We start from the raw sequence: 26,061 nt of genomic DNA, 5'->3' as shown, positions 1-26,061 counted from the left end.
TTATCAATAGGTTTTAACGCAATGTTCAAGTGCAGACTCTTGCGCCAGCTGCCCCATGCGCACCGCATGCAGCCCGTCCATGAGCGTCACTTCGGGATCAGAGAGGCCGCGCACGACCTCAAGGAATTTGACATGCTGATAAAAGGTCGACCCATTGTGGTCCCCCGCGTCCAGAATGGTCGGATCAACCGGGATCTCAACCACCTGCGGCCCCTTGGGGCTGCGCGGGCTGACAATCACCTGTGACACCGGCGGCTCCCCCAGATGGGTTGGCCAGAACCGTCCCGGACCTGGCACCAAAGCCTCGATCTTGCCATTGGGACCTACGGCGCTGATCTCTTCCTGAAATTTGCTGCCCTCGGCATACATGCAAAGTTCAAGCATGGCGCGCGCACCATTTGCGAAATCGACAATGACATAAGCGCTGTCCCAGATATCGCTGGGCACCTCATCATAGGTTTCATCCAGATGGTTCACCTCTTGCCCGGCAGAGGCGGTGATACGCACCGGATCCGCGCCAATGATCAGCCGCATCAGATCAAAGAAATGGCAACATTTCTCGACCAGCGTCCCGCCGGAATTTTGGTTGAAGCGGTTCCAATTGCCGACCTTTTGCAAGAATGGAAAACGATGTTCGCGGATCGTCAGCATGGTCACGCCGCCTGTCGCCTTTTCGACCTGCTCCAGCAGGGTCTGAATCGGCGGCATATAGCGGTATTCCATCGCCACCCAGATTGGAGCCGGATAGCTTTGCTTGAACGCGCGCAGCTTATCGGCGTCTGCCGGGTCGGTGAACAGCGGCTTCTCCATAAGCAAGGGCAATGGGTTGCGCGCTGCAATCACTTCAAGCTGTGGCACATGCAAATGGTTCGGGCTGGCCACCAATAGGCAATCCAGATCCTTGCCGTCCAACAATTCCTCCAGCGAGGCACAAAGCTGTGCATTCGGGGCAATCGCCTTGGCGGCATTGGCCATGATGTCGTTTGGCTCATATATCGCGCCAACCTTTGCGCCATCGAGCAAGGCGATGTTGCGCAGGTGTTCCTGACCCATCATGCCGCAGCCGATGATGCCATAGGTGATGTCACGGGTCATGATGTCTCCCCTTATTTCAAGCGCTGCACATACAGCGCCTGATCCGTGTCAAACCAAGTGCGGGAATATTCGATCGGGGCGTCTTTATCCGCCCAGCTCAAACGTTCCACAAATCCTACTGTTGTTCCCGGCGCTTTGGTGAACGTTGCCGGTGCCCATGTCGGCACCTGACCAATGCCCACGCGGTCTTCGGCCCGGGTGATCCAGAAGCCAAGCTGCTTCTGATAAAAGCGATAAAGCGAATCTGACAGAGCGCTGGCCGTGACCTTCCCCGCAGATTCGTCGAGCCAGATTTCCTCAACCGCGATGATTGTGTCATTCAAATACCGCAGGCGGCGGATCCGCGCTGCGCGTGCAGCATAGCCAAAATCTGGCAGGTCATCCGGCTTCGCCAGCGTTTCGACCGACAGGACATCTGCACGGGGCAATCCACCGCCCTCATGCAACTCAAGGCGGAACATGCCATAGACAGAGTCACGTGTGGCCCCGGCGCGCACATAGTTGCCAGAGCCTTGTATTCGCTCCAAAAGCCCTTTTTCCGTGAGCTCGCCAAGCGCCTTGCGCAATGTCCCCACCGAGGTGTTCAGGCTCGCTGACATTTCCCGCTCCGGTGGCAGCCGTTCGCCATCCAAGAGGCGCCCGGCGTCTATGTCGCGCATGATCAGTTCAGCGATCTGAACATATACCGGCAGCGCATTTCGAGATCGGTTTGTCATATTCGCCCCCGTGTCAGGATGTCGCAGAAAAAATTGATACACTATTGATCCATATCAAAGCGGATGTTACCCAAGAAGCAAGCGAAGACAACCCATAGGTTTGAAAATGACAGTCGTCCCGATCACATCGCCAGACCTGCAGGCCGCAGAAGTTTCTTGGTTTTCAGCACTTTGTTCGGATGACTACGAATTTCTGGGCGTGCCGGACGGCAACCTGCGCTCGTCCTGGGCGCATTGTTCAAACATTGTGAAAGAGGCGGAGAAGCAAGGGTTTCGCAATATCCTCTGCCCATCGTCCTATCAGGTTGGGCAAGACACGCTGTCCTTTGTGGCGGGCTGCGCGCCGATCACCGACAAGATCAACCTGCTTGCGGCGGTTCGTTGCGGTGAGGTGCAACCCATTATGTTGGCGCGCACCATCGCCACGCTGGACCACATGCTGGAAGGTCGGCTGACGATCAATATCATCAGCTCCGATTTTCCCGGCGAAAAGGAAGAAAGCGCCTATCGGTACCAACGCTCACGCGAGGTGGTTGAGATCCTGAAACAGGCTTGGACTCAGGACGAGATTAACCACGAGGGCGAAGTCTACAACTTCAAAGGTCTTACCACTGACCCGGTGCGCCCCTATCAGCAAAACGGCGGCCCGCTGCTGTATTTTGGCGGCTATTCCCCTTCCGCGCTGGAACTCTGCGGCGAGCATTGTGACGTCTATCTGATGTGGCCTGAAAAGATCGAAGAGCTAAAGGGCCGCATGAAAGCCGTTCACAGTGTGGCCGAGAAATACAACCGCACCCTCGATTACGGACTGCGCGTGCATATGATCGTGCGCGACACCGAGAAAGAAGCGCAGGAATACGCCGATCACATCGTCAGCAAGCTGGATGATGAATACGGCCAAATGATCCGCGAGCGTGCGCTGGACAGCGGCTCTTTGGGGGTCAGCCATCAGGCCAAAAATCGCGAGTTGGCGGACAAATACGGGTATATCGAGCCCAATCTTTGGACCGGCGTGGGCCGCGCCCGCTCTGGCTGCGGCGCAGCGCTGGTTGGCTCCACCGACCAGGTCATGAGCAAGATCGAAGAATACCAAAAGATGGGCATCCGCGCCTTTATCTTTTCGGGCTATCCACATCTTGAGGAAGCCAAACATTTTGGCGCGCGCGTGCTGCCGAACCTGAAAACATGCTCCTTGCCGCATGAATATGGCCGCGTGCCCGCCACACCCCCTGCAACCCCCCTTGGTACCGGAGTGCGCCGCTAATGAACCGCGTTGACCTTTCCCCCACCCTTTCTATGAGCCAGATCGTTTACGGCATGTGGCGGCTTGGGGATGACAGCGACACTTCGGCGGCCCATGTCGAAGCCAAGATCCAAGCCTGCCTTGCGCAGGGGATCACCACCTTTGACCAGGCCGACATCTACGGGGATTACGCGGCCGAGGCCGTGCTGGGCGGGGCATTGAAAGCGAACAAAGCCCTCCGCGATCAAATGGAAATTGTCACCAAATGTGACATCATCGCCCCCTGCGGGCGTTATGCGGACGCCAAGGTCAAACATTACGACACCTCGCGCCGGCATATTGAAAAATCAGTCGATACCTCCCTGAGCGAAATGGGGATCGAGCACATTGACCTACTGCTGATCCACCGCCCCGACCCGATGATGGATCACCACGAAACCGGCGCGGCGCTGGATGATCTGGTGGCCTCTGGCAAAGTGGGCAACATTGGCGTGTCCAACTTTCGCCCCTGGGATTGGGATCTGCTGCAATCGGGCATGAAAACCAAACTGGTGACAAACCAGATCGAAATTTCACTCGGCGAAATCAGCCCCTTCACCAATGGTGATCTGGCTTTCCATCAAAAACAGGGCGATGCGGTCATGGCCTGGTCGCCGCTCGGCGGCGGCGCTTTGATGGGGGCAAGCGGCCAATTGGGCGCGGTACTGGATGAATTGGCGGCTGAAAATGACGTCGATCGCGCCGCCATTGCGGTGGCCTTTCTGTTGGCGCATCCGGCAAAAATTTTGCCTGTCATGGGCACCAACAACCTGACGCGCATCGCAACGCTGGCGGATGCGCTAAAGGTCTCGCTTGATCGCGAAAGCTGGTATCGTCTGTATGAGGCGGCGCTGGGACAAGAGGTGCCGTGATGAATGCCCATGCGCCCAATATGCCGGTTGCGTTTCAACCAGACCGCGAAAACACGCGACTGCTGCGGGACGCTTTTGGGCGGTTTGCGACCGGGGTGACAGTGGTCACGACCCAAGGTGCAGATGGCCCGGTCGGCATCACCGCAAACAGCTTTTCTTCGGTCTCTTTGGACCCGCCTTTGGTGCTTTGGGCCCCCAGCAAAACGTCACGGCGTTACCCCTATTTCGCCGAGGCAGACCACTATGCGATCCATGTTCTGGGGGCGGATCAAGCCGATCTCTGCATGGGTTTTGCCAAGAACGCTTTTGCCTTGCAACATATTGAACATGAACGCAATATCGAAGGCGTACCCGTGTTGGCCAACTGCCTCGCACGGTTTGAATGCAAACGCGTCGCAGGATACGACGGCGGCGATCATATGATTATTCTAGGAGAGGTTCTGAGGGCCGAAATGCGCGATGGAGACGCGCTGGCCTTTTTCGCCGGGAAATACGGCGAGTTCGCGCAAACATAAGCGCAGCGCACCTGTGGAGGACAGGTGCGCACCACAACCAGGGAGGGATCTGCATGGGCGGATTGTTGGCGATTATTTCGCCGCTAAGTTTCGTGAATGCTCTGTTGCTCAAGATTGGGCGCGGGATCGGCTGTGTGGCCGTGGCATTCATGGTGGCGGCCATTCTCATTCAGGTGTTTTTCCGGTATATTTTAAACAACGCGCTGCCTTGGCCAGATGAGGCGGCGCGTTTTGGCATGCTGTGGATGACCGGCCTCATGGCCCCGACCGCGTTTCGGCGCGGCGGTTTTGTCGCGATTGAAACCGTTCCTGACATGTTGCCCAAACGTGTGGGCTCAATTCTGAATCTGTTTTTGCTGGTCATTTCGCTCGCGGTGCTGCTGGTCGCGGTGCGGCTGGGCTATGGCGAAGTCACCGGCTTTGGCGGCCGTTTTGCCACCGCCTCGCTCTACCTGCCGACATCCATCAGTTTTGACAGCTGGTACCGTGTGCCGCGCAGCTGGATGATGGCCTCGCTTCTGGTGGGAGTCGTCCTGCTGATCTCGGTCAATATTGAGCTGCTGCTGCGCAACATTGTGCACCTGCTTGGGGGGCGCGACCGCCTGCCCCATATCGACGGCGCAGAACTGCGGGGGGCAGAATAATGCTGATTTGGTTTCTACCAGTCTTTCTGATCTTTCTGACCGTCGGCTTGCCGGTGTTTTTCGGCCTGCTGGCTGCGCCGGGTATCCTGCTTTGGCTCAATGGGCAGGAAAAAGACATCACCCTGCTCTATCGCAATGTTTACAACGGGATGGACAGCTTTCCTTTGATGGCGATTCCCTTTTTCATGCTTGCAGGCGAGCTGATGAACAAAGGCGGCATCACCGTACGGCTGGTGGAATTTTCGCAAGCGCTGATGGGTCATCTGCGGGGCGGGTTGGCGCAGGTGAATATCCTCTCGTCGATCCTCTTTGCTGGCCTCTCGGGCTCGGCCGTCGCCGATACGTCGGCGCTTGGCTCCATGTTGATCCCAGCGATGGAAAAGCAGGGCTATACCCGCAAATTCGCGGCCGCGGTGACGGCCGCCAGCTCGGTCATTGGGCCGATCATTCCGCCTTCGGGCATCATGATCATCTATGCCTATGTGATGGGCGAAAGCGTTGCGGCGCTGTTCTTGGCGGGCATCGTGCCGGGTATCATGGTCGGCGTCGGCCTGATGGTGATGGTGCGCGTCACTGCGGATCGGTACAACCTGCCGCCGGCGCAGCGTGTGGTCCTCTCTGGGGCCGAAATCAAACCGCTGGAATATTGGTTCTCTTTCGCGCTTTTGCGGCTCAACATTGGGCTGCTGCTGGCGCAGTTTGTCCCCTTGGGCGCAGAGCCGACCAGCACAGCCAAATGGTTGACGTTTGGCGGCGGCATCCTGGCGGCACATGGGCTGATGCTGGGCCTACGTCGTCTGGTTAGCCAGGATTTCCGCATGGTCTGCAAACGCGCCGTGGTGCCGCTGCAAACACCTGTCTTGATCTTGGGCGGCATTCTGGCCGGGGTCTTCACCCCGACCGAAGCGGCGGCCATCGCGGTGGCCTATGCGTTGATCGTTGCCTTTGGCGTCTTGCGCACCATGCGCCTTGACGACCTGCCCGAGGTGCTGATCCGGGCTGGCATCACATCAGCTGTGGTGCTGTTGCTGGTGGGCGCGGCCATGGCCTTTAAGACCGTGGTCAGCCTGAGCCACGCGCCAGAAACGCTGGCTGCCTTTATCCTGAACCTCAGCGACAATCCGTTGATCCTGCTGTTTCTGATCAACATATTGCTGTTTGTTGTTGGCATGTTCCTGGATGCGGGCCCGGCCATCATCATTCTGGGGCCGATCCTGGGGCCGATCTTTATCGACCTTGGGGTGGACCCGATTCACTTTGCCATCATCATGAGCGTCAACCTGACCGTGGGTCTGGCCACGCCGCCCATGGGATTGGTGCTCTTTGTGGCGGCGGCGGTGTCGCGCGAGAAAGTCGAAACCATCGCCAAAGCCATTTTACCGTTCCTGGCCGTGGAAATCGCGGTGATCTTTCTGATCACCTATGTCCCGGCCATTAGCATGACGATCCCGCGTCTGACGGGTTTCGCAAATTGATTTGAGTTAACAGGGGAGGAAACACCATGCTCAAACACACCCTCAAGTCACTGTCGGTCGCCGCGCTGCTTGCGGCCACGGCGATGACGGCCTCAGCGGCGGATTACACCATCCGCGCTACAGCCAATGCCAATGAAAATGACGAAGACTATGACGGTCTTGTTGTCTTCAAGAACTACGTTGAATCGGCCTCCAACGGCGCGATCGAAGTCGAAATCTTCATGGGCACGCAGCTGTGCTCCAACGGCGCAGAATGTCTGCAAGGTATCGCCGAAGGTCAGATCGACGTTTATGTCTCCACCTCTGGCGGTGTGTCGGGCATCTTCCCCTATGTTCAAGTGCTGGATCTGCCTTATCTGATGTCAGATGACCGCATTGCCGAGGCAGCGCTGGCCAGTGGCACGGAATTCACCAACACGATGAAAAAGCGCGTGATGGAAGATTCCAGCGGTGCAATCCGCCTGATGACGATCGGCAACACAGGTGGCTGGCGCAATTTTGCCAACACCAAACGCCGTGTTGCGATGCCATCTGACATGGAAGGTCTGAAAATCCGCACCGTGGTCGCGGATCTGCCACAAGAGCTGGTTAAAGCGCTGGGGGCCTCCCCGACCCCAATCCCATGGCCTGAGCTTTTCACCTCGTTCCAGACCGGCGTTGTCGAAGGCTCCAAAAACGGCATCACCGACATCATGAGCATGAAATTCCCAGAGGCGGGTCTGCAATATGTCACGCTGGACGGTCACGCCTATATGGGCGCGCTGTGGTTCATGAACAATGAAAAACTGACCGGCATGCCAGAAGGCCTGCGCGCCGTGGTCAGCGATGGGTTCTATCAGCTGCAACAGGCGACATTTGCCTCGCCAAAACGCAAATCAATCGCCGCCTACGAAGAGTTTGTTGCCGGTGGCGGCGATCTTTACGTGCCAACCCCAGAAGAAAAGGCGATGTTCAAAGAGGCCGCAGCGCCGGTTTACGACTGGTTCAAAGCCAATGTTGCCAACGGTGAAGAGGTCTTCAACGCGCTGAGCGCCTCAGTTGCGACGGCTGAAGAAGCGGTTGCAGCGGCGCGGGCTGTCGACGTCGAGTAAGCACCGCTATGATATCTGGCGAGGCGCACTGCGCGCCTCGCCAATCCCGCAACGCTTAGCGGAACGGGTACATCCAAGCCTTATAGTCATTCACCAAGACATGCGCTTTTTCGATCTCTTCCGGGGTCATCTTTTTGACCACTTCTTCCAGGCTGATCGCCGCATCCGGATCGCCGCCAATGGCCGAGAGCGTGTACCACATATAGGCCCGCACCAGATCGGGCGCTGGCATCCCGCGCCCAACCTCGTAATACCAGCCAATGCCAGACTGCGCGCCCGGATGCCCCTTGAGCGAACTGCGCAGGTACCATTCAAAGGCGCGCTGATCGTCCCGCTCCACCCCCAGCCCCATGGCATACATCACGCCGATGAGTTCCTCGGCATCCGCATTGCCAGACCGCGCCGCGGGCCACAACTCTTGGTAGGCTTGCTCAAATTTCCCCTCATCCATAAGGTCACGGGCATGTTCAATTTCCGCCGCAAGCGGCGTCGCCATCAAGGTCAAAGCAAAAGCTATCGCGCGCATCTTTTCTGTCTTTCTATTCTGGCCGCAACAGGCGCTGTTGCGGCGGACCTCCCAAGGCCTCTCAGCGCAGCGGATTTCATTGAATTTGACATGAAACAGGCCGCGTTGGGGCGTGATCTTTTTTACGACAAAATCCTGTCAGGTAACAGAAATATCAGCTGCGCGACCTGTCATCATCCTGATCTTGGCACCGGCGATGGCCTGTCGCTGGGCATTGGCGAAGGTGGCGTCGGTCTGGGCCGTGAGCGCACCGCCGGCACGGGCACAAGTCGCATCAAAAAACGCATCCCGCGCAATGCGCCTGCGCTGTGGAATCTGGGGGCCAAAGAGATCCACACCCTGTTTCACGATGGACGGCTCAGCATCTCGGACGACTATCAGAACGGGTTCAATTCCCCCGCCGAGGAATGGCTGCCCAAAGGCTTTAACTCCATCCTCGCCGCGCAAGCCGTGTTTCCGCTGGTGGCGCAGTTTGAAATGGCAGGCAATCCCGGCGAAAACCAGATTGCTGGCGCTGTGCATGAGCGAATTGATGCGCCCTGGCCCATCATTGCCAAAGCCACGCGCACAAAGGGCGATTACGGCCCGCGTTTTGTCGACGCCTTTGAGCATATCATCGCGCCCGAAGAGGTCACGATTGTCGAAATCGCAAATGCGCTGGCCGCCTTTATGGCCGTGGAATGGACCAGCATCGACAGTCGGTTTGATCAATATCTGGCCGGTGACATCAGCGCGTTGACCACCAGCGAACAAAGCGGCATGGCGCTGTTTTACGGCAAAGCCAATTGCAGCAGCTGCCATTCCGGGCCTTTGATGAGTGATCAGAAATTCCACGCGCTCGCCCTGCCCGCCTTTGGCCCCGGGCGCACCCGCCGATTTGACCCGATGGTGCGCGACGTGGGCCGCATGGGGGAAAGTGATGATCTGGAGGATGCCTATCGCTTTCGCACGCCGATGCTGCGCAACGTGGCCTTAACTGCGCCCTATGGGCACAACGGGGCCTATGCGACACTCGAAGGCATCGTGCGGCACCACCTTGATCCGCTGACCGCGCTGGATGCTTGGCAGCCTGCAGATGCGCAGCTGCCCGATGCGCCTTGGCTGGCCGCCATTGATTTCGTGGTGCACTCAGACCGGCTTGAGAGGGCGCGTCATCGCGCCAAAGTCGACATTCAACCGATCAGCCTGAGCGATCAAGAGGTGGCAGATATCATCGCGTTTCTGAAGGCTCTGACCGGTACAACGCTTGATACGCCACCCTTTGGCGTCCCGGAAAATTTTGAACCCTGACAACGCCTTAATGGACGTTCTTTACAGGAAACACAAAACATCTGTCGCGCCGCAATGTCAGCCAAAGGCGCGTGCCAGCCTGCGGGATAAACACGTTTGGCACCGTGGCCTTCAGGAGGCTGCCATCATGTTCCATGCGAAATTCCACTAGGCTTTCAGTGCCCATAAAACGGGCGCGCTCAACGATCCCTGCCGCCGCTTGCCCATGTAGATCCGAGGGCGCAGGGCCTTTGCCGGAACGGTAGAAATCCAGATGCAGATGCTGCGGGCGAATGACAATCTCAACCTCGGCCCCGTCAGCGCAGCCCGGCGTTAGAAACTGCCCAAACAGCGTGTCGGTCAACGCGCCGCGACTGGTGCCCCGAATGACATTTACGTCGCTGAAAAACGCCATGGCTTCGCGGTCCACCGGCGCGTTGTAGATGTTGTAAGGCGCGCCGCACTGAACAATCTTGCCGTCCCGCATGAGCGCGATTTCATCGGCCATGCGCAGCGCCTCTTCCGGCTCGTGCGTGACCAGCAGCACGGCGGTGTCTTCTTCTTTGAGCAGAGCCAGCGTTTCATCGCGAATGCCATCGCGCAGACGGTTGTCCAGCCCAGAAAATGGCTCATCCATCAGCATGATGCGCGGACGCGGCGCAAGGGCGCGGGCGAGCGCCACGCGCTGCTGCTCGCCGCCTGACAGCACATGGGGATAGTCATCAATCGCCCAGCCCAGCCCCACTTTGTCCAGCAGCGCCGCGACGCGGCGCCGTTTGACGCCCGCGCTGTCCTTCAGGCCAAAGGCCACATTATCCGCGACGCTCAGATGTGGGAACAGCGCAAAATCCTGAAACATCAACCCGATTTGCCGCCGCTCCGGCGGAATGCGGAAGTGGGTGTCGCAAATCAGCTCGCCATCGACATAAATCTCACCGCTGTCCTGCATATCAACACCGGCAATCATGCGCAGCGTTGTTGACTTGCCGCAGCCCGAGGGCCCCAAAAGGCACGTCACCTGCCCCGGCTCAATGCTCAGCGACACGTCATTCACCACCAGCCGATCGCCAAAGCGACGGTTGAGATTGCGGATTTCCAGACGGGGCGGCGTTGTCGGCCTTTGCTCTTCTGTCACGGCTGCCTCTTGCAATACCCGATGAAAGTCATCGGGTTTTGAATCATTTATCAGCCTGCCTGACCCTCTTCAACCCTGCGTGCGCCCAGCGCCACAGCGACAAAACCGACAACCAGAACGGCAATACAAATCTGCAAGAGCTGTTCGTATTTGTGCCCCTCAACCAGAACCGCAGCCACCGCCTCGTTGGCGCGCAGGAAATAGGCGGCCGCGCCCAGCATGGCCGCGCCAAAGCTGACCACATAAGCCCAGAGCGCCACCTTGCGGCGCATCAAAAGCCCGGCCACAATTACCGGCGTCAGGAACATTGACGCGGTCCCAGACACGGCCACCGCATCAAACAGCGATTGATTGCCCCAAAGCGTCAGCGCACCCCCCGCGAGGGCAAACACCAGCATGGCGATACGCCCACCATTGAGGGTCTTGGGGGCCAGCGACAGTTCTTCGACCACCAGACGCGCCGCCGAGCTGAGCGCGCTGTCCAGCGTCGACAGCGCCGATACCAGCAAGGACACCAGAAGCAGCACAAAGACCCATGCCGGCAGGATCGTCGCCCATGTGCCGATCAGTTGACCATCATACTCTGCCCCTTCCAAAGCGGCCTGAATACCAAAGAACCCAAAGCCGATGATGCACAGCGCCGAGATCCAGAACGCATGCAGAAAGCTTTTGCGGGTTGTTGCCTCATCCGCGACAAAGCCGCGATCCATCATCACCGGGTCATGCACCGGATAGGAAAACACCTGCAGAAAGGCCACGATCAGCAGCACCCAGCCGTTGTATTGGCCCGAAACACCCTCCGCAGTCAGCACCGCGCCGAGCGAAAACCCCGGCTGCAGCACCAGCGCCAGAAAGGCCAGCGCAAAAACCACAAGAAACAGCAGCATCTGCGCCACATCGGTGCGCAACGCCGCGCTGAAGCCCCCCCAAGCCGAATAGCCCAGCGCCAATGCCCCCACGATCAGGATCGATGCGGTCTCGGCAAAGGCCACTTCGGGCAGCGCCGCGCTAAAGATCAGACCAACCACAATCAAATTAGCGAAAACCTCGGACAACAATCGCAGCGCAATCACCAGATTATAGCATCCTGTGCCCAGCGCACCGAATGCCTCGCTCAGCCAATCCTGGACCGAGCGTGCCCCCCGCCGCCGCAAGCGCCCGACAATAAAGCCGCCCGTCAGGAAAGAGCCGTAATAGGCCGCATAGGCCAGCACACCGGCAATGCCATAGAAGAACCCTAGGATCGCGGCATTCATCAGCGAGCGGGCAAAAATCCAGGTTGTCACCTGACTGAGGACCAAGGTCCACAACCCCGGCGCAACGCCCGTCGCGCTGAGACCACCAAAGAACCCTTCGACCGAGGCACGGCGCGGAGCCACGTAAAGGCTTGCCACTATGATGAAGGCAAAGATGGCGATAATTGCGGTGGCCGTCATGGCGCTCTCCTGATGGTTGCTGTCAATCCGCTGTAACAGCGCGGAAATCGTCAAGCTAGCGCCCGGCGCTGTGTCCCACGCGAATGTGAAACCCTGTCATCACGGGGGACTGCCGCTAAACCGTCAGCGCAAAGCTGGCGCGCCCCATCTCTTTGCCGTTGACCTGCACAATCACCTCATGGGCACCGGGGTATAGCCGAAAGGTTGTCGCGTCTGCTTTTAGGACATGACGCTTTGACAGCAAGAGCGGTTTGTCGGCGGGCACAACGGTCTGCTTAAGCTTAAAGACTTTGGCACTCGTCTTTCCGCCGTGGCGCTGAAAGACGATCTGATAATCCACAATCACCGGGCATCGTTTTTCTGCTGTCAGTGTCAGATCAAATTCCACGGCCTTCCCGGCGGCAACGGTCGCTGATTTGAGCTGCAGGCTGCGCAAGCGCACTGGCGCGTCGGGCGCATAGCCCAGCAGCGCAAGCGCCCCGCCATGCCCCTGTTTCACCAAGGTGCGCAGCGCATGGCGTGTCATCCAGCCGAGTTCCTTGGGGTCTTGCTGATCTGTATCGCGCCAATCGCTTAGTGTTTTGACCACGAGATCTGGCGCGGTCTTGGCAATGTCATTCAGGTGATTGGCCACAGAGCGGGTCACATAGCGGGTCGTGTCCCCATGTAGGGCCGTCAGCAGCGGCAGCGTTTTCTCTGGCGGCAGCGTCACTTTTTTGGCCCAGGGCAGTTTGGGGCGGGTGCCTTCACTGACCAGGCGGCGCACGTGATAATTGTCATCCCGCACCCACAGCTGTAGCCGGGCATAGGTCTGTTCTGGCCAGTGATTGAGGAACGGTCGAATGTAAAACTCCATCGAGAACCGTTTCGTCGCTCGATAAAGCAGATCAAGCGCGCGGTCCGGATGCGCCGCCAGCCCATGGCGCACCGCCAGCACGCCGGGCACCGCATGGATAAACCGCCCAAAATCATCATCCGTGCGCGTGGGGTCAAGCTCTGGGACCATGGTCGCCTCAAGCTGATCCGCCATACGCGGGAAATCATCTGCCAAGTATGGCGTCAGGCAATCGGCAATCCATTCCAGCCGCTCCAGAAACCCGCGCTCTTCGAAGCCGGCCAGGACAGTCGACTGAAACGCTGCCGGGTCAAACCCCGGCAGAGCTGCCGCATATTCATGGGCAAGATCGGCAATAGACTGCGCATTAAAGATATGATCCGCAAGGGAAAAACTCTCGGCCATTTGGTTTCCGGGTCTTACATTGTGGTGTTGGTCGCGCCGCCGTCGAGCAGGATGTTCTGCCCCACGATAAACCCGGCATGTTGCGAACAGAGGAAGGCACAGGTTGCGCCAAATTCCTGGCGCGTGCCATAGCGGCGCGCCGGAATGCCGGCTTCGCGGTTAGCACGCGCCTCTGCTGCGGAAATGCCCTCTGCCTTGCCCGCGCCCCCGTCCAGCGCAACCGCCCGATCCGTCGCATGAATACCCGGCTGCATGTTGTTGATGGTCACACCATGTTCAGCCACCTGCCGCGCGGTGCCGGCAACATAGCCAGTCAGGCCAGCACGGGCGGAGTTTGACAGGCCCAGTTGCGGAATGGGCGCTTTGACCGAAACTGACGTGATGTTGACCACCCGTCCCCACCCTTTGGCAATCATATCAGGCAGCATCGCCTTCATCAGCGCGATGGGCGCGAGCATATTGGCATCCAGCGCCTTGATGAAATCGTCGCGGTCCCAATCGCTCCAGAGGCCCGGCGGCGGCCCCCCGGCATTGGTCACAAGGATATCAGCCCCCTTGGCAGCTGCCAGCACCGCCGCTTGTCCCTCTGCAGTGGTGACATCCGCAGCGACAGTCATGACTGACACGCCAAACCGCTTGCGGATATCATCTGCCGCAGCTTCCAGCGCCTCTGCGCCGCGCGCATTCATCACAAGATCTACGCCAGCCTCAGCCAGCGCTTCGGCGCAGCCCAGCCCCAGCCCCTTTGAGCTGGCGCAAACCAATGCTTTTTTCCCGGTGAGTCCCAAATCCATAGTCGCGCTCCCAACTTTTATGCTACCTTCGCAGCTGCCTTGCCCCTCTGCCAGCAAAATGCCGAGGGCAATCCCTGATGTTGCCATATTTGGTCAGCATCTTTGAGAAGACGCAAGACAAAGGGAAAGTGAATGTCTGACACAGAGGTATCGGACCAGATGGCACCATCCAGCGCCGGACAGCAGTTGCCGGTCTATTGCGCTGCTGATTTCCTTGTCACGAGCGGTGCCAACCACGGTGATGCGCTATCGCATGCCGCAGAGCTCTTGCTGGATGACAGCTATGAGCTGGGTGCCGATGCGCAATCGCGCGCCCTCTCTGTCATCTTGACCCCGCAGGGCGGCTATCAGGTCGCGCCAAATTCCGCGCTTGGCACGCCCGGGGCCACTTTGCATCTGGACAGCTGCATCACCTTGATGCCCCTGCACGGGGGCACCATCGAAGCGCTGATTTTGGTCGAAGTGGACACCAGCGGCCATATCGCGGAAATTTACCTTTACCCGCTGGCCCCCCTAGCCGCAAAAACCGCCTATACGCTTGTTGGCATTGATTGCGAAAACGCAAAGCGGCGCATGGCCCTGATCAACTGCGTGTCCTTTGCGGCAGGCACCAATATCACCATGGCGACGGGGGCGCAGCACCCGGTCGAAACGCTCAAGGTTGGGGATCGCATCCTGACCCGTGATTCCGGCATCCAGAAAATCCGCTGGATCGGCCGCAGCACCCTGCGCGCCAGCGGCCCCTTTGCGCCCGTCACCATCAAGGCCGGCACGCTCAACAATCTTGGCGATCTGACCGTGCACCCGGACCACCGGCTGTTCATCTATCAACGACAGGATGCCTTTGGCGTTGGCCAAGCAGAGCTTCTGGTGAAGGCGCGGCATCTGGTGAACGGCGACAGCATCACCACAACCGACGGCGGTTTTGTCGAATATGTCCAGATCCTGTTTGATACGCATGAAATCATCTTTGCCGAGGGCATAGCCACCGAAACCATGGCCGTCACCCACAGCACCCGCCCGGTGCTGCCCCGGGAACTGGCGGCAAAATTCGCGCAAAGTCAGCCCGGCCTGCCCGGCAAAGACGCCATCGCGCTTGAGCTGAACGAAGCTTTTTTACAGGACATCGACACCGCCGAATATCTGCGGCGCGCTTCCGGGCGATAAACCCTCTGCACAAGGCACGGGCACTGTGCAGGCTGGCTTGCGCGGCGGCGGTCGGGCAGCTATATGCGCCAACATGTTAGACACCGCCACAAACCGCCCCGCACTCCCGCCCGAAATCGCGCGTCGCCGCACGTTTGCGATCATCTCGCACCCGGATGCGGGCAAAACCACGCTGACTGAAAAGTTCCTGCTTTATGGTGGCGCGATTCAGATGGCGGGCCAAGTGCGTGCCAAGGGCGAAGCGCGGCGCACGCGCTCGGACTTCATGAAGATGGAGCAGGACCGCGGCATTTCGGTCTCGGCATCGGCGATGTCCTTTGACTTTGACACCTACAGGTTCAACCTGGTCGACACGCCGGGCCACTCGGACTTTTCCGAAGATACCTATCGCACCCTGACGGCGGTGGATGCGGCGGTGATGGTGATCGACGGGGCCAAAGGTGTCGAAAGCCAGACGCAAAAGCTTTTCGAAGTCTGCCGCCTGCGCGACCTGCCGATCCTGACCTTCTGTAACAAGATGGACCGCGAAAGTCGGGACACGTTTGAGATCATTGATGAAATTCAGGAAAACCTTGCGATTGACGTCACCCCGGCCTCTTGGCCGATTGGCGTCGGGCGCGAGTTTCTGGGCTGTTACGATCTGCTGCGCGACCGGCTGGAGCTGATGGATCGCGCGGACCGCAACAAAGTGGCGGAAAGCATTGAAATTTCGGGGCTGGATGATCCGAAACTGGCCGAACACGTGCCCGCCGACCTGCTTGAGAAGTTCCTGGAAGAGGTCGAAATGGCCAAGGAGCTGCTGCCCAAGCTTGACCCGCAGGCGGTGCTGGAAGGGCATATGACGCCCATCTGGTTCGGCTCTGCCATCAACTCCTTCGGGGTGCAGGAACTGATGCATGGTATTGCCAATTTCGGGCCAGAGCCACAGGTGCAATCCGCCGATCCACGCGCCATTGCGCCCGAAGAAAAAAAGGTCGCGGGCTTTGTCTTCAAGGTCCAGGCCAATATGGACCCAAAGCACCGCGACCGCGTGGCTTTTGTGCGCCTGGCGTCCGGCCATTTCAAACGCGGCATGAAGCTGACCCATGTGCGCAGCAAAAAGCCCATGGCAATCAGCAACCCGGTGCTATTCCTCGCCTCGGACCGCGAGTTGGCCGAAGAGGCCTGGGCGGGCGATATCATCGGCATTCCCAACCACGGGCAGCTGCGCATTGGCGACACGCTGACCGAAGGCGAAATGCTGCGCGCAACCGGCATCCCTTCGTTCGCGCCCGAACTTTTGCAGGGCGTGCGTGCAGGCGATCCCATGAAGGCCAAGCACCTTGAAAAAGCGCTGATGCAATTTGCCGAAGAAGGTGCGGCCAAAGTCTTCAAACCCTCGATCGGGTCGGGCTTTGTCGTTGGCGTGGTCGGCGCGCTGCAATTTGAAGTGCTCGCCAGCCGGATTGAACTGGAATATGGCCTGCCAGTGCGCTTTGACGCCAGTCAGTTTACCAGCGCCCGCTGGGTGAGCGGCGACAAGCAAGCCGTTGATAAATTTACCGAAGCCAATAAACAGCACATCGCGCACGATCATGATGGGGACATCGTGTACCTGACGCGACTGCAATGGGATATTGATCGCGTCGGCAGAGACTATCCAGACGTGCGACTTACCGCTACAAAGGAAATGATGGTCTAGCCGCTCAACCCAAGGGCGGCCAAATCGGGGCCGCACGAGCAGATGGCAAAGACAGAAACATATCCGGGTGGATACGACAAACTGATGGAGCGCGCCGAATCGCGGCGCGAACCGTTGGACTATGCCGAGGGCGAGGCGCTTGCGCCGCTTGATACGGATCTGGCTGCGCTGTGCACCACGCCGACTGCCGCCAGCCCGCGCAAGGCGGGCGGGTCCAGCTATGCGGCCAAAAAACATACGCTGGAACAGGAATTTGACGGGCAACCTGCCCTGCTGGCGCTGCACGGGCTGGTGATTTCCAACCTGCGCAAAACAGATTTCCCGGATCATGCCCCCGCGCTATTTCAACGCATCTGGGCGGAACATGGCGACTTCTTGATCGCGCACCTGCCGCTGCGCTGGCTGGTGTCGGCGATCACGACGTTTGGTGACCATGGCGTGAACGAGGCGCAGCGCAGCATTGGCCGGGCGCTGATGCTGATGTTTGCGATGATCAAACTTTACGAATTTGAGCGGCTTTATTCCGGCCACCGCCCGGATGAGGTGTTTTCGGGCGCGGAAAAATCAAATACCGCCCTGCCGCTGGACAGCCCGACCTATGCGCTATTGGGCGGCGGGCTGGATGTCGCTGTACTGACGCGGCTCTGGCAGGACGCCAGGCAGGATGCGGTTGTGCGCCCGTTGGCCGAACATCTGCTTGACGCCATCAACACCGATCCCGGCACGCTGTTTCGACGTCTGCGCCGCATGGCGGACCATCGCCGCAAGCGCCGCGCGCTGACAAACCCCAACCCGATCCCGGTGCCGCGCCGTATTGTCGAAACCAACCCCGCGCGCCTGCGCTGGGGCGTGGCCGCCACCTTGAATGAGGACCGCGAACAGGCGATCTGCTTTGCCGCGCATCATCTGGATTTGGGGGCCGACGCCGTTGTGCTGACCGCCGATGACCCGGCCCATGCCCCCGAAGAGCTGATGCACCATCCGCGTATCAGCATTGTCATCGCCGATGAAACCGTCATCACCGAAGAGCAGCGCGAAAAGCTGACCACGCGCAACGCCCGAAAGCTGTTTTATTTCAATCGTGCCCGGCGCAATATGCGGCTTGACTGGATTGCCATGCTGGACACGGATGAATTCCTGACCGCGGATCAGCCGGTGGCTGACCGTCTGGCCAGCACCTCTGGTGATCTTGCCTTTTTGACCCTGCCGGTTGTCGAACAATTTGCCGATGCACCGCATTTGTTCCGCCCGCCGGCAGATGATTATGGCCTCGACGCCAACCAGCGCGACGATCTTTATCCGGTGTTTGGCCGGTATCTGCCTGATCTGATCCTGGGCCCTGCGCATCCCCGCATTTTTGTGCGCGGCAAGATCGGAAAAATTCGCGTTGGCAATTATGTCGTCAAGCATCAGCGCAAAGCGGCCAGCAATGGGGCAATGGCCGCGGACCTGCGCATCGCGCATTGCCATGCGCCCAGCTTTGCCAAATTCCAAAGCGCCCTGCCGCGCCGCCTTGCAGAAGGTTATCGCCAGGTCCAAACCGATGGCATCGACGTGAGCTCTGCGCTGGAAAGCCTTGACCCAAATAATGAAAATGAAAGTATAGACGCTTTCTTTGACGAGATGTGCCGCGCCCGCCCGGATGTTTTGAAAGCGCTTGCCGCCCATGACGCGCTTTATGAAATCAACCTCGATCTGGCGCGTAAGATCGAAAAAATGAGCCAAGAGGTCATCACCCCATGACCGCTGCCACCCCGCGCTGGGGCATTGTCACCACAATCAAAGCCCCGACAGAAGACACGCTGAATTTTGTCGCCTACCATCTGGATCTGGGGGCGGATCACATCTTTGTCTACCTAGATGATGCCAACGCCGAAACGGCCGCTGCCTTGGCGCACAATCCCGCCGTCACCACCACGCTGTGCGACGACGCCTATTGGCAAAAGACCCATGGCCGCCGCCCCAAGAAACATCAGGTGCGACAGGTTCAGAATGCGTCGCGCGCCTATCGGCAGGCTGAGGGGCTGGATTGGCTGGCGCATATCGATGTGGATGAATTCCTCTGCCCGACCCGGCCCATGGCCGAAATCCTTGCGGCACAACCCGCAGACATGCCGAGTTTGCGAGTCGAGCCTGTGGAATCGCTTTGCGACGTGAGCGAGACTGCCGGGCCGAAAACCTATTGCAAAACCAAAGTGCCCGCCGGGCGGGACAAACAGAGCGTCGAGCGCGCGCTTTATCCGAATTTCGGCGGGCTTTTCAAAGACGGGTTCATCAGCCACACCGCCGGCAAGGTGATCGCGCGCACCGGGCATGCAGATGTCAAATTCGGCATCCACCGCATCTTTCAGCACGGCGATCAGGAAATGCCGCAGCAGACCGCGCCTGATGTGTTGCTCTGTCATCGACATGTGGAAAGCTGGGAAAAATGGCTTGAAATCATGCAGTTCCGCCTGACGCGCGGGTCTTATCGGGCCGAATTGACGGGCGGGTCGTCGGGCGGGCGCATCACGCGGCACGCGCTGTTTTCGGGCCTGACCGAAACCGGCGAGGCGGATCTGCGCGCCTTTTTCGAAGAGGTTTGCCTCGCCACGCCGCGCCTGCTGGAGGCCTTAGAAGGCCAAAACATGCTGCGCGTGTTCACGCTGGACTTGGCGGCAAAGCGGGCGAAACATTTTCCAGATTGGCAAGCATCTGTTTCCAAAACAGAAACAAATCGCTGACACTGCGGCGCAAGGCCGAGCTTTCGTTGACCTCTTCAACGGATTAGGCTATGCCCTGCGCGAGGGATCATTACCGTGACATAACACGAGGCCATACGGGCCTGATCCCCCTTCGCCGCTACGGGCCTGAGTGTCCGTAAATCACGGATACGCATGACAAAATTTTCCGATCTGAATCTGAACCCAAAAGTTCTGAAAGCCGTCGCCGAAGCGGGCTATGAAAGCCCCACCCCAATTCAGGCTGGCGCGATCCCGCCCGCACTTGAGGGCAAGGATGTTCTGGGCATTGCCCAAACCGGCACTGGCAAAACCGCCAGCTTCACCCTCCCAATGATTTCGCTTCTTGCCCGTGGCCGTGCCCGCGCCCGGATGCCGCGCAGCCTGGTGCTTTGCCCAACGCGCGAATTGGCCGCCCAGGTGGCCGAAAACTTCGACGCTTACACCAAGCATCTGAAGCTGACCAAAGCGCTGCTGATTGGCGGCGTGAGCTTCAAGGAACAAGAGGCGATCATCGACAAGGGCGTTGATGTCCTGATTGCCACGCCGGGCCGCCTGCTGGACCATTTCGAACGGGGCAAACTGATCCTGTCGGACGTTAAAGTCATGGTGGTGGACGAAGCCGACCGTATGCTTGACATGGGGTTCATCCCCGATATCGAGCGGATCTTTGGCCTTACGCCATTCACCCGTCAGACACTTTTCTTCTCGGCCACAATGGCCCCTGAAATTGAACGCATCACCAACACGTTCCTATCGGCCCCGGTGCGCATCGAAGTGGCACGCCAAGCGACGGCATCGGAAAATATCACCCAAGGCGTGGTGATGTTCAAAGCCTCGCGCCGCGACCGCGAAGGCAGCGAAAAGCGCAAAGTACTGCGCGAGTTGATCAAACAGGAAGGTGATGCCTGCACCAACGCGATCATCTTTTGCAACCGCAAGACCGACGTTGATATCACCGCCAAATCGATGAAGAAATACGGGCTGGACGCCGCGCCGATCCATGGCGATCTGGATCAGTCCCATCGCACAAAAACGCTTGATGCCTTCCGTAGTGGTGAGCTGCGCTTTCTTGTGGCGTCTGATGTGGCGGCGCGCGGGCTCGACATCCCGGATGTGAGCCACGTTTTTAACTTTGACGTGCCCAGCCATGCCGAAGATTACGTGCACCGCATCGGCCGCACGGGTCGCGCTGGAAAGTCTGGCAAGACCGTGATGATCTGCGTGCCACGCGACGAAAAGAACTTCGCCGCGATTGAAGCGCTGATTCAAAAAGAGATCCCGCGCATTGAAAACCCGGTGACGCCGAGCAAGCCGAAAAAGGCCAAAGCGGAAGACACCGACACCAAGCCCGAGAAAAAAGTCGAGAAAAAGGCCGAGAGTGCCGCGCCACAGCAGGACAAGAAAGACACTGCCAAGCGTGACAACAAGCAGCCAAACCGCGACAAACCTTCGGGGCGTAGCCGCTCGCGCGGGCGCGGCAACGATCGCGGCCATGGCAATGATGTTGTGGGCATGGGCGATCACCTGCCCAGCTTTATCGCGCTCAGCTTTGATGAGCGGCGCGCCAGCTAAATCGTTTTAAACAGTCGTTTGATATAATAGAAAAAGGGGCCAGCTGGCCCCTTTTTTGTATGCTCTTGCCTGCGCTTAGCTCAGGCGGCTGATGATCACCGTACATTCCGGTTTTTTGCCGATTTCATCCTTGCAGGAATTGCGCGCTATGCGGCGCAGCCCCTCTTCAAGTTTGTCATCATCCGCCAGCGTTTTTGCGCCGGCCCGGCCCAAGAACTGTGTCAGGTCCGCTTCCAGAATATCAGCCAGCGGTGCATTGCTGCTGCCCTGTACCGGCAACCCCATCACTTCCACCCAGGCCTCGCCCAAGGGCTCATCGTCTTCGTCCAGAATGACATTCACCATGACATGACCATTCAGCGCCATGCGGATACGATCACGCACCACACCATCCAGCGCGCCAATCTTGACCGTGCCATCCAGATAGGTCCGGCCGGTCTCGACAAACTCGGTCACTTTTGGTGCTGCGCCGGTCAGATCCAGCATCGTGCCGTTGACAGCCACGACACTGGCGCGGCCCTTGGCTTCGCTCAGTTTCGCATGCTCGCGCAGGTGGCGGTGTTCGCCATGCATCGGGATCACCATATCCGGGTTCACGATATCCTGCAGCCGCTCAAGGTCGGGGCGGTTGGCATGGCCGGACACGTGATACAGACCGCCAGTATCATCCACGACATCAACGCCCCTCTCGGACAGCTGATTGATAATGCGGAACACACCTTTTTCATTGCCCGGAATGGTTTTTGAACTGAAGAGGAACAGATCGCCCTCTTTCAGGGTCATGCCATTATGCTTGCCGCGTGCGAGCTGTGCGGTTGCGGCGCGGCGTTCGCCCTGCGAGCCTGTAACCAGCAGCATCAGGTTTTCGCGTGGCAGCGCGCGGGCATCCTCGGGTGAGACCACCTTGGGAAAGCTGTCAAGCACCCCGGTTTCAATCGCGGCTTCGATCATCCGGCGCATGGCGCGGCCCATCAGGCAGATCGAGCGACCAGCGCGTTCGCCTGCTTCGGCCAGGGTTTTGACCCGCGCCACGTTGGAGGCAAAGGTGGTCGCTGCGACCATATTGGGGGCCGCGGCCACCAGCTTTTCAATTTCGGGACCAACCGAGGCTTCGGAGCGGCCCGCATGGGGCGAAAACACATTGGTGCTGTCGCAGACCAGCGCCTTGACGCCATTTTTGCTGACCGACGCCCAAAGGTCGGGATCAAAGGGTTCGCCCACAATCGGGGTCTCATCCAGCTTGAAATCGCCGGTGTGAATGACGCGACCTGCCGGGCTGTCGATCACCAACGCGCCGCTCTCGGGAATCGAATGCGACATCGGCAGAACGCCGACGCTGAACGGGCCGGCCTGCGTCACCTCGGGCCAGGCCCCTATCGTGGTGACAACATCATCGGGCAATCCCTGATCGCGCATCTTGTGGCGCGCCAGATTGGCCGTGAAAGCCCGCGCGTAAACCGGGGCCCCCAGCTTTTCCCAAAATTGGCCCACCGCGCCCACGTGGTCTTCGTGGCCATGGGTGATGAAAATGGCGTCCAGCCGATCCTTGTTGGCGATCAGCCAGCTCATATCCGGGAAAATCAGATCAACACCGGGCGAAGTTTCCATATCGGAAAAAGTCACGCCAAGATCCACCAGGATCAGACGTTCTTTGCCCTGCGGACCATAGCCATAAACATAGGCGTTCATGCCAATTTCACCCGCCCCACCAAGGGGCAGATAGATCAAACGGTCACTGCTCATAAATGCGTTAGCTTTCTGTATTGTAGGCATGGATCACTGTGAGCCCATGCATTGTTAGGTCATCTTCAAAAGCGTCAAACAACGCTTCGCTCTGTTGAAATAACGGGGCGAGCCCCCCCGTAGAAATTACTTTCATAGGCCGATCACGCTCGGCTTTGATGCGGGCGCAAATCTCGCGCACAAGGCCAACATAGCCCCAGAACACACCCGATTGCATGCAGGCCACGGTATTGGTACCGATCACCGATTGCGGTTTGCTGATATCAACATGTGGCAGCGCGGCTGCAGCCAAATGCAGCGCCTCAAGGCTTAGGTTCACGCCCGGCGCAATCACACCCCCAATATAGGCCCCATCAGCAGCTACAACATCAAAGGTGGTTGCGGTACCAAAATCAACGATAATCAGATCACCGCCATAAAGGGCATGGCCAGCTACCGTGTTAACCAGCCGGTCTGGGCCCACCTGGGTGCCGGTATCGACACGGACGTCCACGGGCAAATTGCATTCCGGCTTGCCTACCACCAGCGGCCGGCAATTGAAATACCGATCGGCCAAGACCCGCAGATTGAACACAACGCGCGGCACGGTGGAGCTGATGATCATATCCGTGATCTCAACCTTCAGCTTTTGCACTTCCATCAGTGTGGACAGCCAGACAAAATACTGATCAGCGGTCCGCTGGTGCATGGTGGCTGTGCGCCAAGTCGCCAGAAACCGCGTGCCATCCCAGATCGAAAACACGGTATTGGTATTGCCGCAGTCAATGGTCAGAAGCATGCTCACCACCCTCAGAAAAAGATATCAGCGGCGGGGATCGCCACAGCGCCTTGCGCCGTCTTCAACACCAGATTGCCCTGTTTGTCCACCGTCTCAAACGTGCCGGTGAACTCCTCGCGCATGGTGCGGGCGCGGATCACCTCGCCGATTTTGGCGGCGCGGGCAATCCAAGCCGCGCGGATCGGCTCAAAGCCGTAGGTGGTAAATTGCATCTCCCAGGCGGCATAGGCCTGAGCCAGCACCTCCAGAAACGCCTCTGGCGTGACAGCAGCGCCGCCTTCGGACAGCAACGACACCGGGCGTGTCGCGGTGGCCTCAAGCGCGCTGGCATCCGGGGCCTGGGCCAGATTGACGCCAATCCCGATCGCCATATGTGCGATCTGCTGGCCACTGATCCCCGCGCTTTCCAACAGGATGCCTGCGACCTTCCCGCCGTTCAACAAAACGTCGTTGGGCCATTTCAGCGCAAAGCCGGTGGCGCGGCCCGTGACCGCCACAAAGGCATCAAACAGCGCCAGCGCCGCCACAAAACTGCGCAGGGCAACCACATCCGGGGTTTCCTGCGGCCGTAGCACCAGCGTGGCGGCAAAATTGCCAGATTGCGAGCGCCAGTCGCGCCCACGACGCCCGCGCCCAGCAGTCTGCTTAAGCCCCAAGATCCAGGTTGGCCCGGTCAGATCCGGGGCGCGACGCAGAGCCTCGGCATTGGTGCTGTCCACTTCCTCAAGCACCACGCGACCGTATCCTTGGGGCCAATCTTGCAACATGCGTTTTCACTCCTCGTGAGATATTGCGCTGATGATAATGCAAAAAGACGCGCCCGTCGCGGGCGCGTCTTTCAAACTTGTTTTGTGAGCTGCGCTTAGTTGACCAGCGTCAGCGCCGCCGCTTCAGCCAGCGTTTCGATGCCAAAGAGGTTTACAACCCCGATCAGCATCACCGCAGCCGAGGCCATCAGGAAGCCCATCAGCACCGGGTTGCGGCCCTGATCCAGCCCTTCGGCGTCTTCGTCGCCAAAGTACATGAAGAAGACGATACGCAGGTAATAAAACGCGCCAATCACAGAGGCGATCACACCCGCGATGGCCAGCCACGCGAGGCCCGCATCATAGGCGGCCCGCAGCACATAGAACTTGCCAAAGAACCCGACCAGCGGCGGAACCCCCGCCAGCGAGAACAGCAGGATCAGCATGGCCAGCGCCTTGCCGGGCGCGCGCTTGGAATACATGTTCAGCGCGGCAATATCCGTGACCGGGTGGCCATCTTTCTCCATCGACAGGATAAAGGCGAATGTACCGATATTCATGGTGACGTAGATCGCCATATAGATCAGCATCGCCTGCACGCCAAAGGCTGTCCCTGCCGCCAGACCCATCAGCGCATAGCCCATATGGGCAATCGACGAATAGGCCATCAGGCGTTTGATGTCTCTTTGACCGATGGCCGCAACCGCGCCCAGGAACATCGACAGCAGCGAAAGCAGCGCGATGATCTGCTGCCAATCCTTCACAACGCCGCCAAAGGCATCATGCACGACGCGCGCAAACAGGGCCATAGCCGCCACTTTTGGCGCGGTGGCAAAAAACGCTGTTATCGGCGTTGGCGCACCTTCGTAGACATCCGGTGTCCACATGTGGAACGGCACAGCCGACACTTTGAACGCAAGGCCACAGGCAATGAAGGTCAGACCAAAGAGCAGACCGAGAGTGGTGTGCCCCTCGCCCGCCGCAATGATGATCCCCGCGAAATCAGTTGTCCCGGCAAAGCCGTAGACCAGCGAGGAGCCATAAAGCAGCAAACCGGAGGAGAGCGCGCCCAGCACGAAGTATTTCATGCCCGCTTCGGTCGATTTCACGCTGTCACGACGCAGCGAGGCGACGACATAGAGCGCCAGCGATTGCAACTCGAGTCCCATGTAGAGCGACATCAGGTTGCCCGCGCTTACCATCATCATCATGCCGACAACGGCCAGCGAGACAAGCGAGGCATATTCAAAGCGCAGCATGTCGCGGCGCGCCATATAGTCCTTGCCCATCACCAGCACAGCGGCGGCAGACAGCAGGATGGTCACTTTGGCAAAGCGCGCAAAGCCATCGTCGTTGAACATGCCGCCAAAGGCGGTCTGGTTGCCTTCACCGCCCAGACCAATCCAGGCCGCAAGCAGGACAAAGACCCCCGCCGTCAGCCAGGTCAGCGGCCCGGCCAGCGCGTCCTTTCCGGTGTAGACCGCGCCCACAAGCGCGACCATCGCGTAGATCGCCAGAATGACTTCCGGCAGGATGATATTCAGATCAGCAGAGATCATCT

General features: G+C 59.0%; 23 protein-coding genes. 12 read left to right on the top strand and 11 right to left on the bottom strand.

Annotated features, from left to right (window positions below; all coding sequences use genetic code 11):
• Positions 1 to 3: 3 nt before the first annotated feature.
• Both N6L24_RS01925 and N6L24_RS01920 read right to left on the bottom strand, forming a co-directional pair.
• The gene (locus N6L24_RS01925; protein WP_271842954.1) at positions 4 to 1,095 is read right to left on the bottom strand and encodes a Gfo/Idh/MocA family protein; all 1,092 of its coding nucleotides are present in this window, start codon (positions 1,093 to 1,095) and stop codon (positions 4 to 6) included.
• Positions 1,096 to 1,106: 11 nt separating this feature from the next.
• On the bottom strand, positions 1,107 to 1,811 hold the full coding sequence (locus N6L24_RS01920) for a GntR family transcriptional regulator (protein ID WP_271842953.1): 705 nt from the start codon (positions 1,809 to 1,811) through the stop codon (positions 1,107 to 1,109).
• Between the two features lie 106 nt (positions 1,812 to 1,917).
• Here N6L24_RS01920 and N6L24_RS01915 point away from each other — a divergent pair, with 106 nt between their 5' ends.
• From N6L24_RS01915 to N6L24_RS01890, 6 genes are read left to right on the top strand one after another with little or no spacing between them, the layout of a single operon-like run.
• The gene (locus N6L24_RS01915; protein WP_271842952.1) at positions 1,918 to 3,075 is read left to right on the top strand and encodes an LLM class flavin-dependent oxidoreductase; all 1,158 of its coding nucleotides are present in this window, start codon (positions 1,918 to 1,920) and stop codon (positions 3,073 to 3,075) included.
• Complete coding sequence (locus N6L24_RS01910; RefSeq protein WP_271842951.1) at positions 3,075 to 3,965, top strand: aldo/keto reductase; 891 nt, start codon at positions 3,075 to 3,077, stop codon at positions 3,963 to 3,965. The genes N6L24_RS01915 and N6L24_RS01910 overlap by 1 nt, the downstream gene beginning before the upstream one ends.
• Entirely contained in the window at positions 3,965 to 4,480 is a 516-nt protein-coding gene (locus N6L24_RS01905) for a flavin reductase family protein (RefSeq protein WP_271842950.1), read from the top strand. Before N6L24_RS01910 ends, N6L24_RS01905 begins: the two co-directional genes overlap by 1 nt.
• Before the next feature lie 53 nt (positions 4,481 to 4,533).
• A complete protein-coding gene (locus N6L24_RS01900) occupies positions 4,534 to 5,124 on the top strand; it encodes a TRAP transporter small permease (protein WP_271842949.1) in 591 nt (196 codons plus the stop codon).
• Complete coding sequence (locus N6L24_RS01895) at positions 5,124 to 6,599, top strand: TRAP transporter large permease (protein ID WP_271842948.1); 1,476 nt, start codon at positions 5,124 to 5,126, stop codon at positions 6,597 to 6,599. The genes N6L24_RS01900 and N6L24_RS01895 overlap by 1 nt, the downstream gene beginning before the upstream one ends.
• Before the next feature lie 26 nt (positions 6,600 to 6,625).
• Positions 6,626 to 7,690: a TRAP transporter substrate-binding protein gene (locus N6L24_RS01890; protein WP_271842947.1), complete on the top strand. Its 1,065-nt coding sequence runs from the start codon at positions 6,626 to 6,628 to the stop codon at positions 7,688 to 7,690.
• A gap of 55 nt (positions 7,691 to 7,745) precedes the next feature.
• Here N6L24_RS01890 and N6L24_RS01885 read toward each other — a convergent pair whose 3' ends face one another.
• Positions 7,746 to 8,216, bottom strand: coding sequence for a tetratricopeptide repeat protein (locus tag N6L24_RS01885; RefSeq protein ID WP_271842946.1), 471 nt, complete (start codon positions 8,214 to 8,216; stop codon positions 7,746 to 7,748).
• Between the two features lie 90 nt (positions 8,217 to 8,306).
• Here N6L24_RS01885 and N6L24_RS01880 point away from each other — a divergent pair, with 90 nt between their 5' ends.
• The gene (locus N6L24_RS01880; protein WP_334312305.1) at positions 8,307 to 9,506 is read left to right on the top strand and encodes a cytochrome-c peroxidase; all 1,200 of its coding nucleotides are present in this window, start codon (positions 8,307 to 8,309) and stop codon (positions 9,504 to 9,506) included.
• Between the two features lie 7 nt (positions 9,507 to 9,513).
• Here the strand turns inward: N6L24_RS01880 and N6L24_RS01875 are convergent, their stop codons facing one another.
• The 4 genes from N6L24_RS01875 to N6L24_RS01860 form a co-directional block, all read right to left on the bottom strand.
• Entirely contained in the window at positions 9,514 to 10,620 is a 1,107-nt protein-coding gene (locus N6L24_RS01875) for an ABC transporter ATP-binding protein (protein WP_271842945.1), read from the bottom strand.
• Between the two features lie 50 nt (positions 10,621 to 10,670).
• On the bottom strand, positions 10,671 to 12,056 hold the full coding sequence (locus N6L24_RS01870; protein WP_271842944.1) for a sodium:proline symporter: 1,386 nt from the start codon (positions 12,054 to 12,056) through the stop codon (positions 10,671 to 10,673).
• 115 nt (positions 12,057 to 12,171) lie between these two features.
• The gene (locus N6L24_RS01865; RefSeq protein ID WP_271842943.1) at positions 12,172 to 13,296 is read right to left on the bottom strand and encodes a hypothetical protein; all 1,125 of its coding nucleotides are present in this window, start codon (positions 13,294 to 13,296) and stop codon (positions 12,172 to 12,174) included.
• A gap of 14 nt (positions 13,297 to 13,310) precedes the next feature.
• Positions 13,311 to 14,090 carry an SDR family oxidoreductase gene (locus N6L24_RS01860; RefSeq protein WP_271842942.1) on the bottom strand — a complete coding sequence of 260 codons (780 nt, stop codon included), beginning with the start codon at positions 14,088 to 14,090 and terminating at the stop codon, positions 13,311 to 13,313.
• A gap of 132 nt (positions 14,091 to 14,222) precedes the next feature.
• Here N6L24_RS01860 and N6L24_RS01855 point away from each other — a divergent pair, with 132 nt between their 5' ends.
• From N6L24_RS01855 to N6L24_RS01835, 5 genes are all read left to right on the top strand, one after another.
• Positions 14,223 to 15,257, top strand: coding sequence for a Hint domain-containing protein (locus N6L24_RS01855; protein ID WP_271842941.1), 1,035 nt, complete (start codon positions 14,223 to 14,225; stop codon positions 15,255 to 15,257).
• A 73-nt stretch (positions 15,258 to 15,330) separates the two neighbouring features.
• Positions 15,331 to 16,938: a peptide chain release factor 3 gene (locus N6L24_RS01850; RefSeq protein WP_271842940.1), complete on the top strand. Its 1,608-nt coding sequence runs from the start codon at positions 15,331 to 15,333 to the stop codon at positions 16,936 to 16,938.
• A 42-nt stretch (positions 16,939 to 16,980) separates the two neighbouring features.
• Positions 16,981 to 18,681: a glycosyltransferase family 2 protein gene (locus N6L24_RS01845; protein ID WP_271842939.1), complete on the top strand. Its 1,701-nt coding sequence runs from the start codon at positions 16,981 to 16,983 to the stop codon at positions 18,679 to 18,681.
• Positions 18,678 to 19,661 carry a glycosyltransferase family 2 protein gene (locus N6L24_RS01840; RefSeq protein WP_271842938.1) on the top strand — a complete coding sequence of 328 codons (984 nt, stop codon included), beginning with the start codon at positions 18,678 to 18,680 and terminating at the stop codon, positions 19,659 to 19,661. Before N6L24_RS01845 ends, N6L24_RS01840 begins: the two co-directional genes overlap by 4 nt.
• A 153-nt stretch (positions 19,662 to 19,814) precedes the next feature.
• On the top strand, positions 19,815 to 21,233 hold the full coding sequence (locus tag N6L24_RS01835) for a DEAD/DEAH box helicase (protein WP_271842937.1): 1,419 nt from the start codon (positions 19,815 to 19,817) through the stop codon (positions 21,231 to 21,233).
• Positions 21,234 to 21,308: 75 nt separating this feature from the next.
• Here N6L24_RS01835 and N6L24_RS01830 read toward each other — a convergent pair whose 3' ends face one another.
• From N6L24_RS01830 to nuoN, 4 genes are all read right to left on the bottom strand, one after another.
• Positions 21,309 to 22,976, bottom strand: a complete 1,668-nt coding sequence (locus N6L24_RS01830) for a ribonuclease J (RefSeq protein ID WP_271842936.1) — start codon at positions 22,974 to 22,976, stop codon at positions 21,309 to 21,311.
• Positions 22,977 to 22,983: 7 nt separating this feature from the next.
• A complete protein-coding gene (locus N6L24_RS01825; RefSeq protein WP_271842935.1) occupies positions 22,984 to 23,754 on the bottom strand; it encodes a type III pantothenate kinase in 771 nt (256 codons plus the stop codon).
• Between the two features lie 11 nt (positions 23,755 to 23,765).
• Positions 23,766 to 24,521, bottom strand: a complete 756-nt coding sequence (locus tag N6L24_RS01820; RefSeq protein WP_271842934.1) for a biotin--[acetyl-CoA-carboxylase] ligase — start codon at positions 24,519 to 24,521, stop codon at positions 23,766 to 23,768.
• Positions 24,522 to 24,616: 95 nt separating this feature from the next.
• Positions 24,617 to 26,059, bottom strand: coding sequence for an NADH-quinone oxidoreductase subunit NuoN (gene nuoN, locus N6L24_RS01815; protein ID WP_271842933.1), 1,443 nt, complete (start codon positions 26,057 to 26,059; stop codon positions 24,617 to 24,619).
• Positions 26,060 to 26,061: the final 2 nt, after the last annotated feature.

This window comes from Cognatishimia sp. SS12 (genome assembly GCF_028369055.1).
Lineage (GTDB): Bacteria > Pseudomonadota > Alphaproteobacteria > Rhodobacterales > Rhodobacteraceae > Cognatishimia.
The sequence above is the reverse complement of the archived record's forward strand: the minus strand, read 5'-3'. Positions and strand labels throughout refer to the sequence as shown.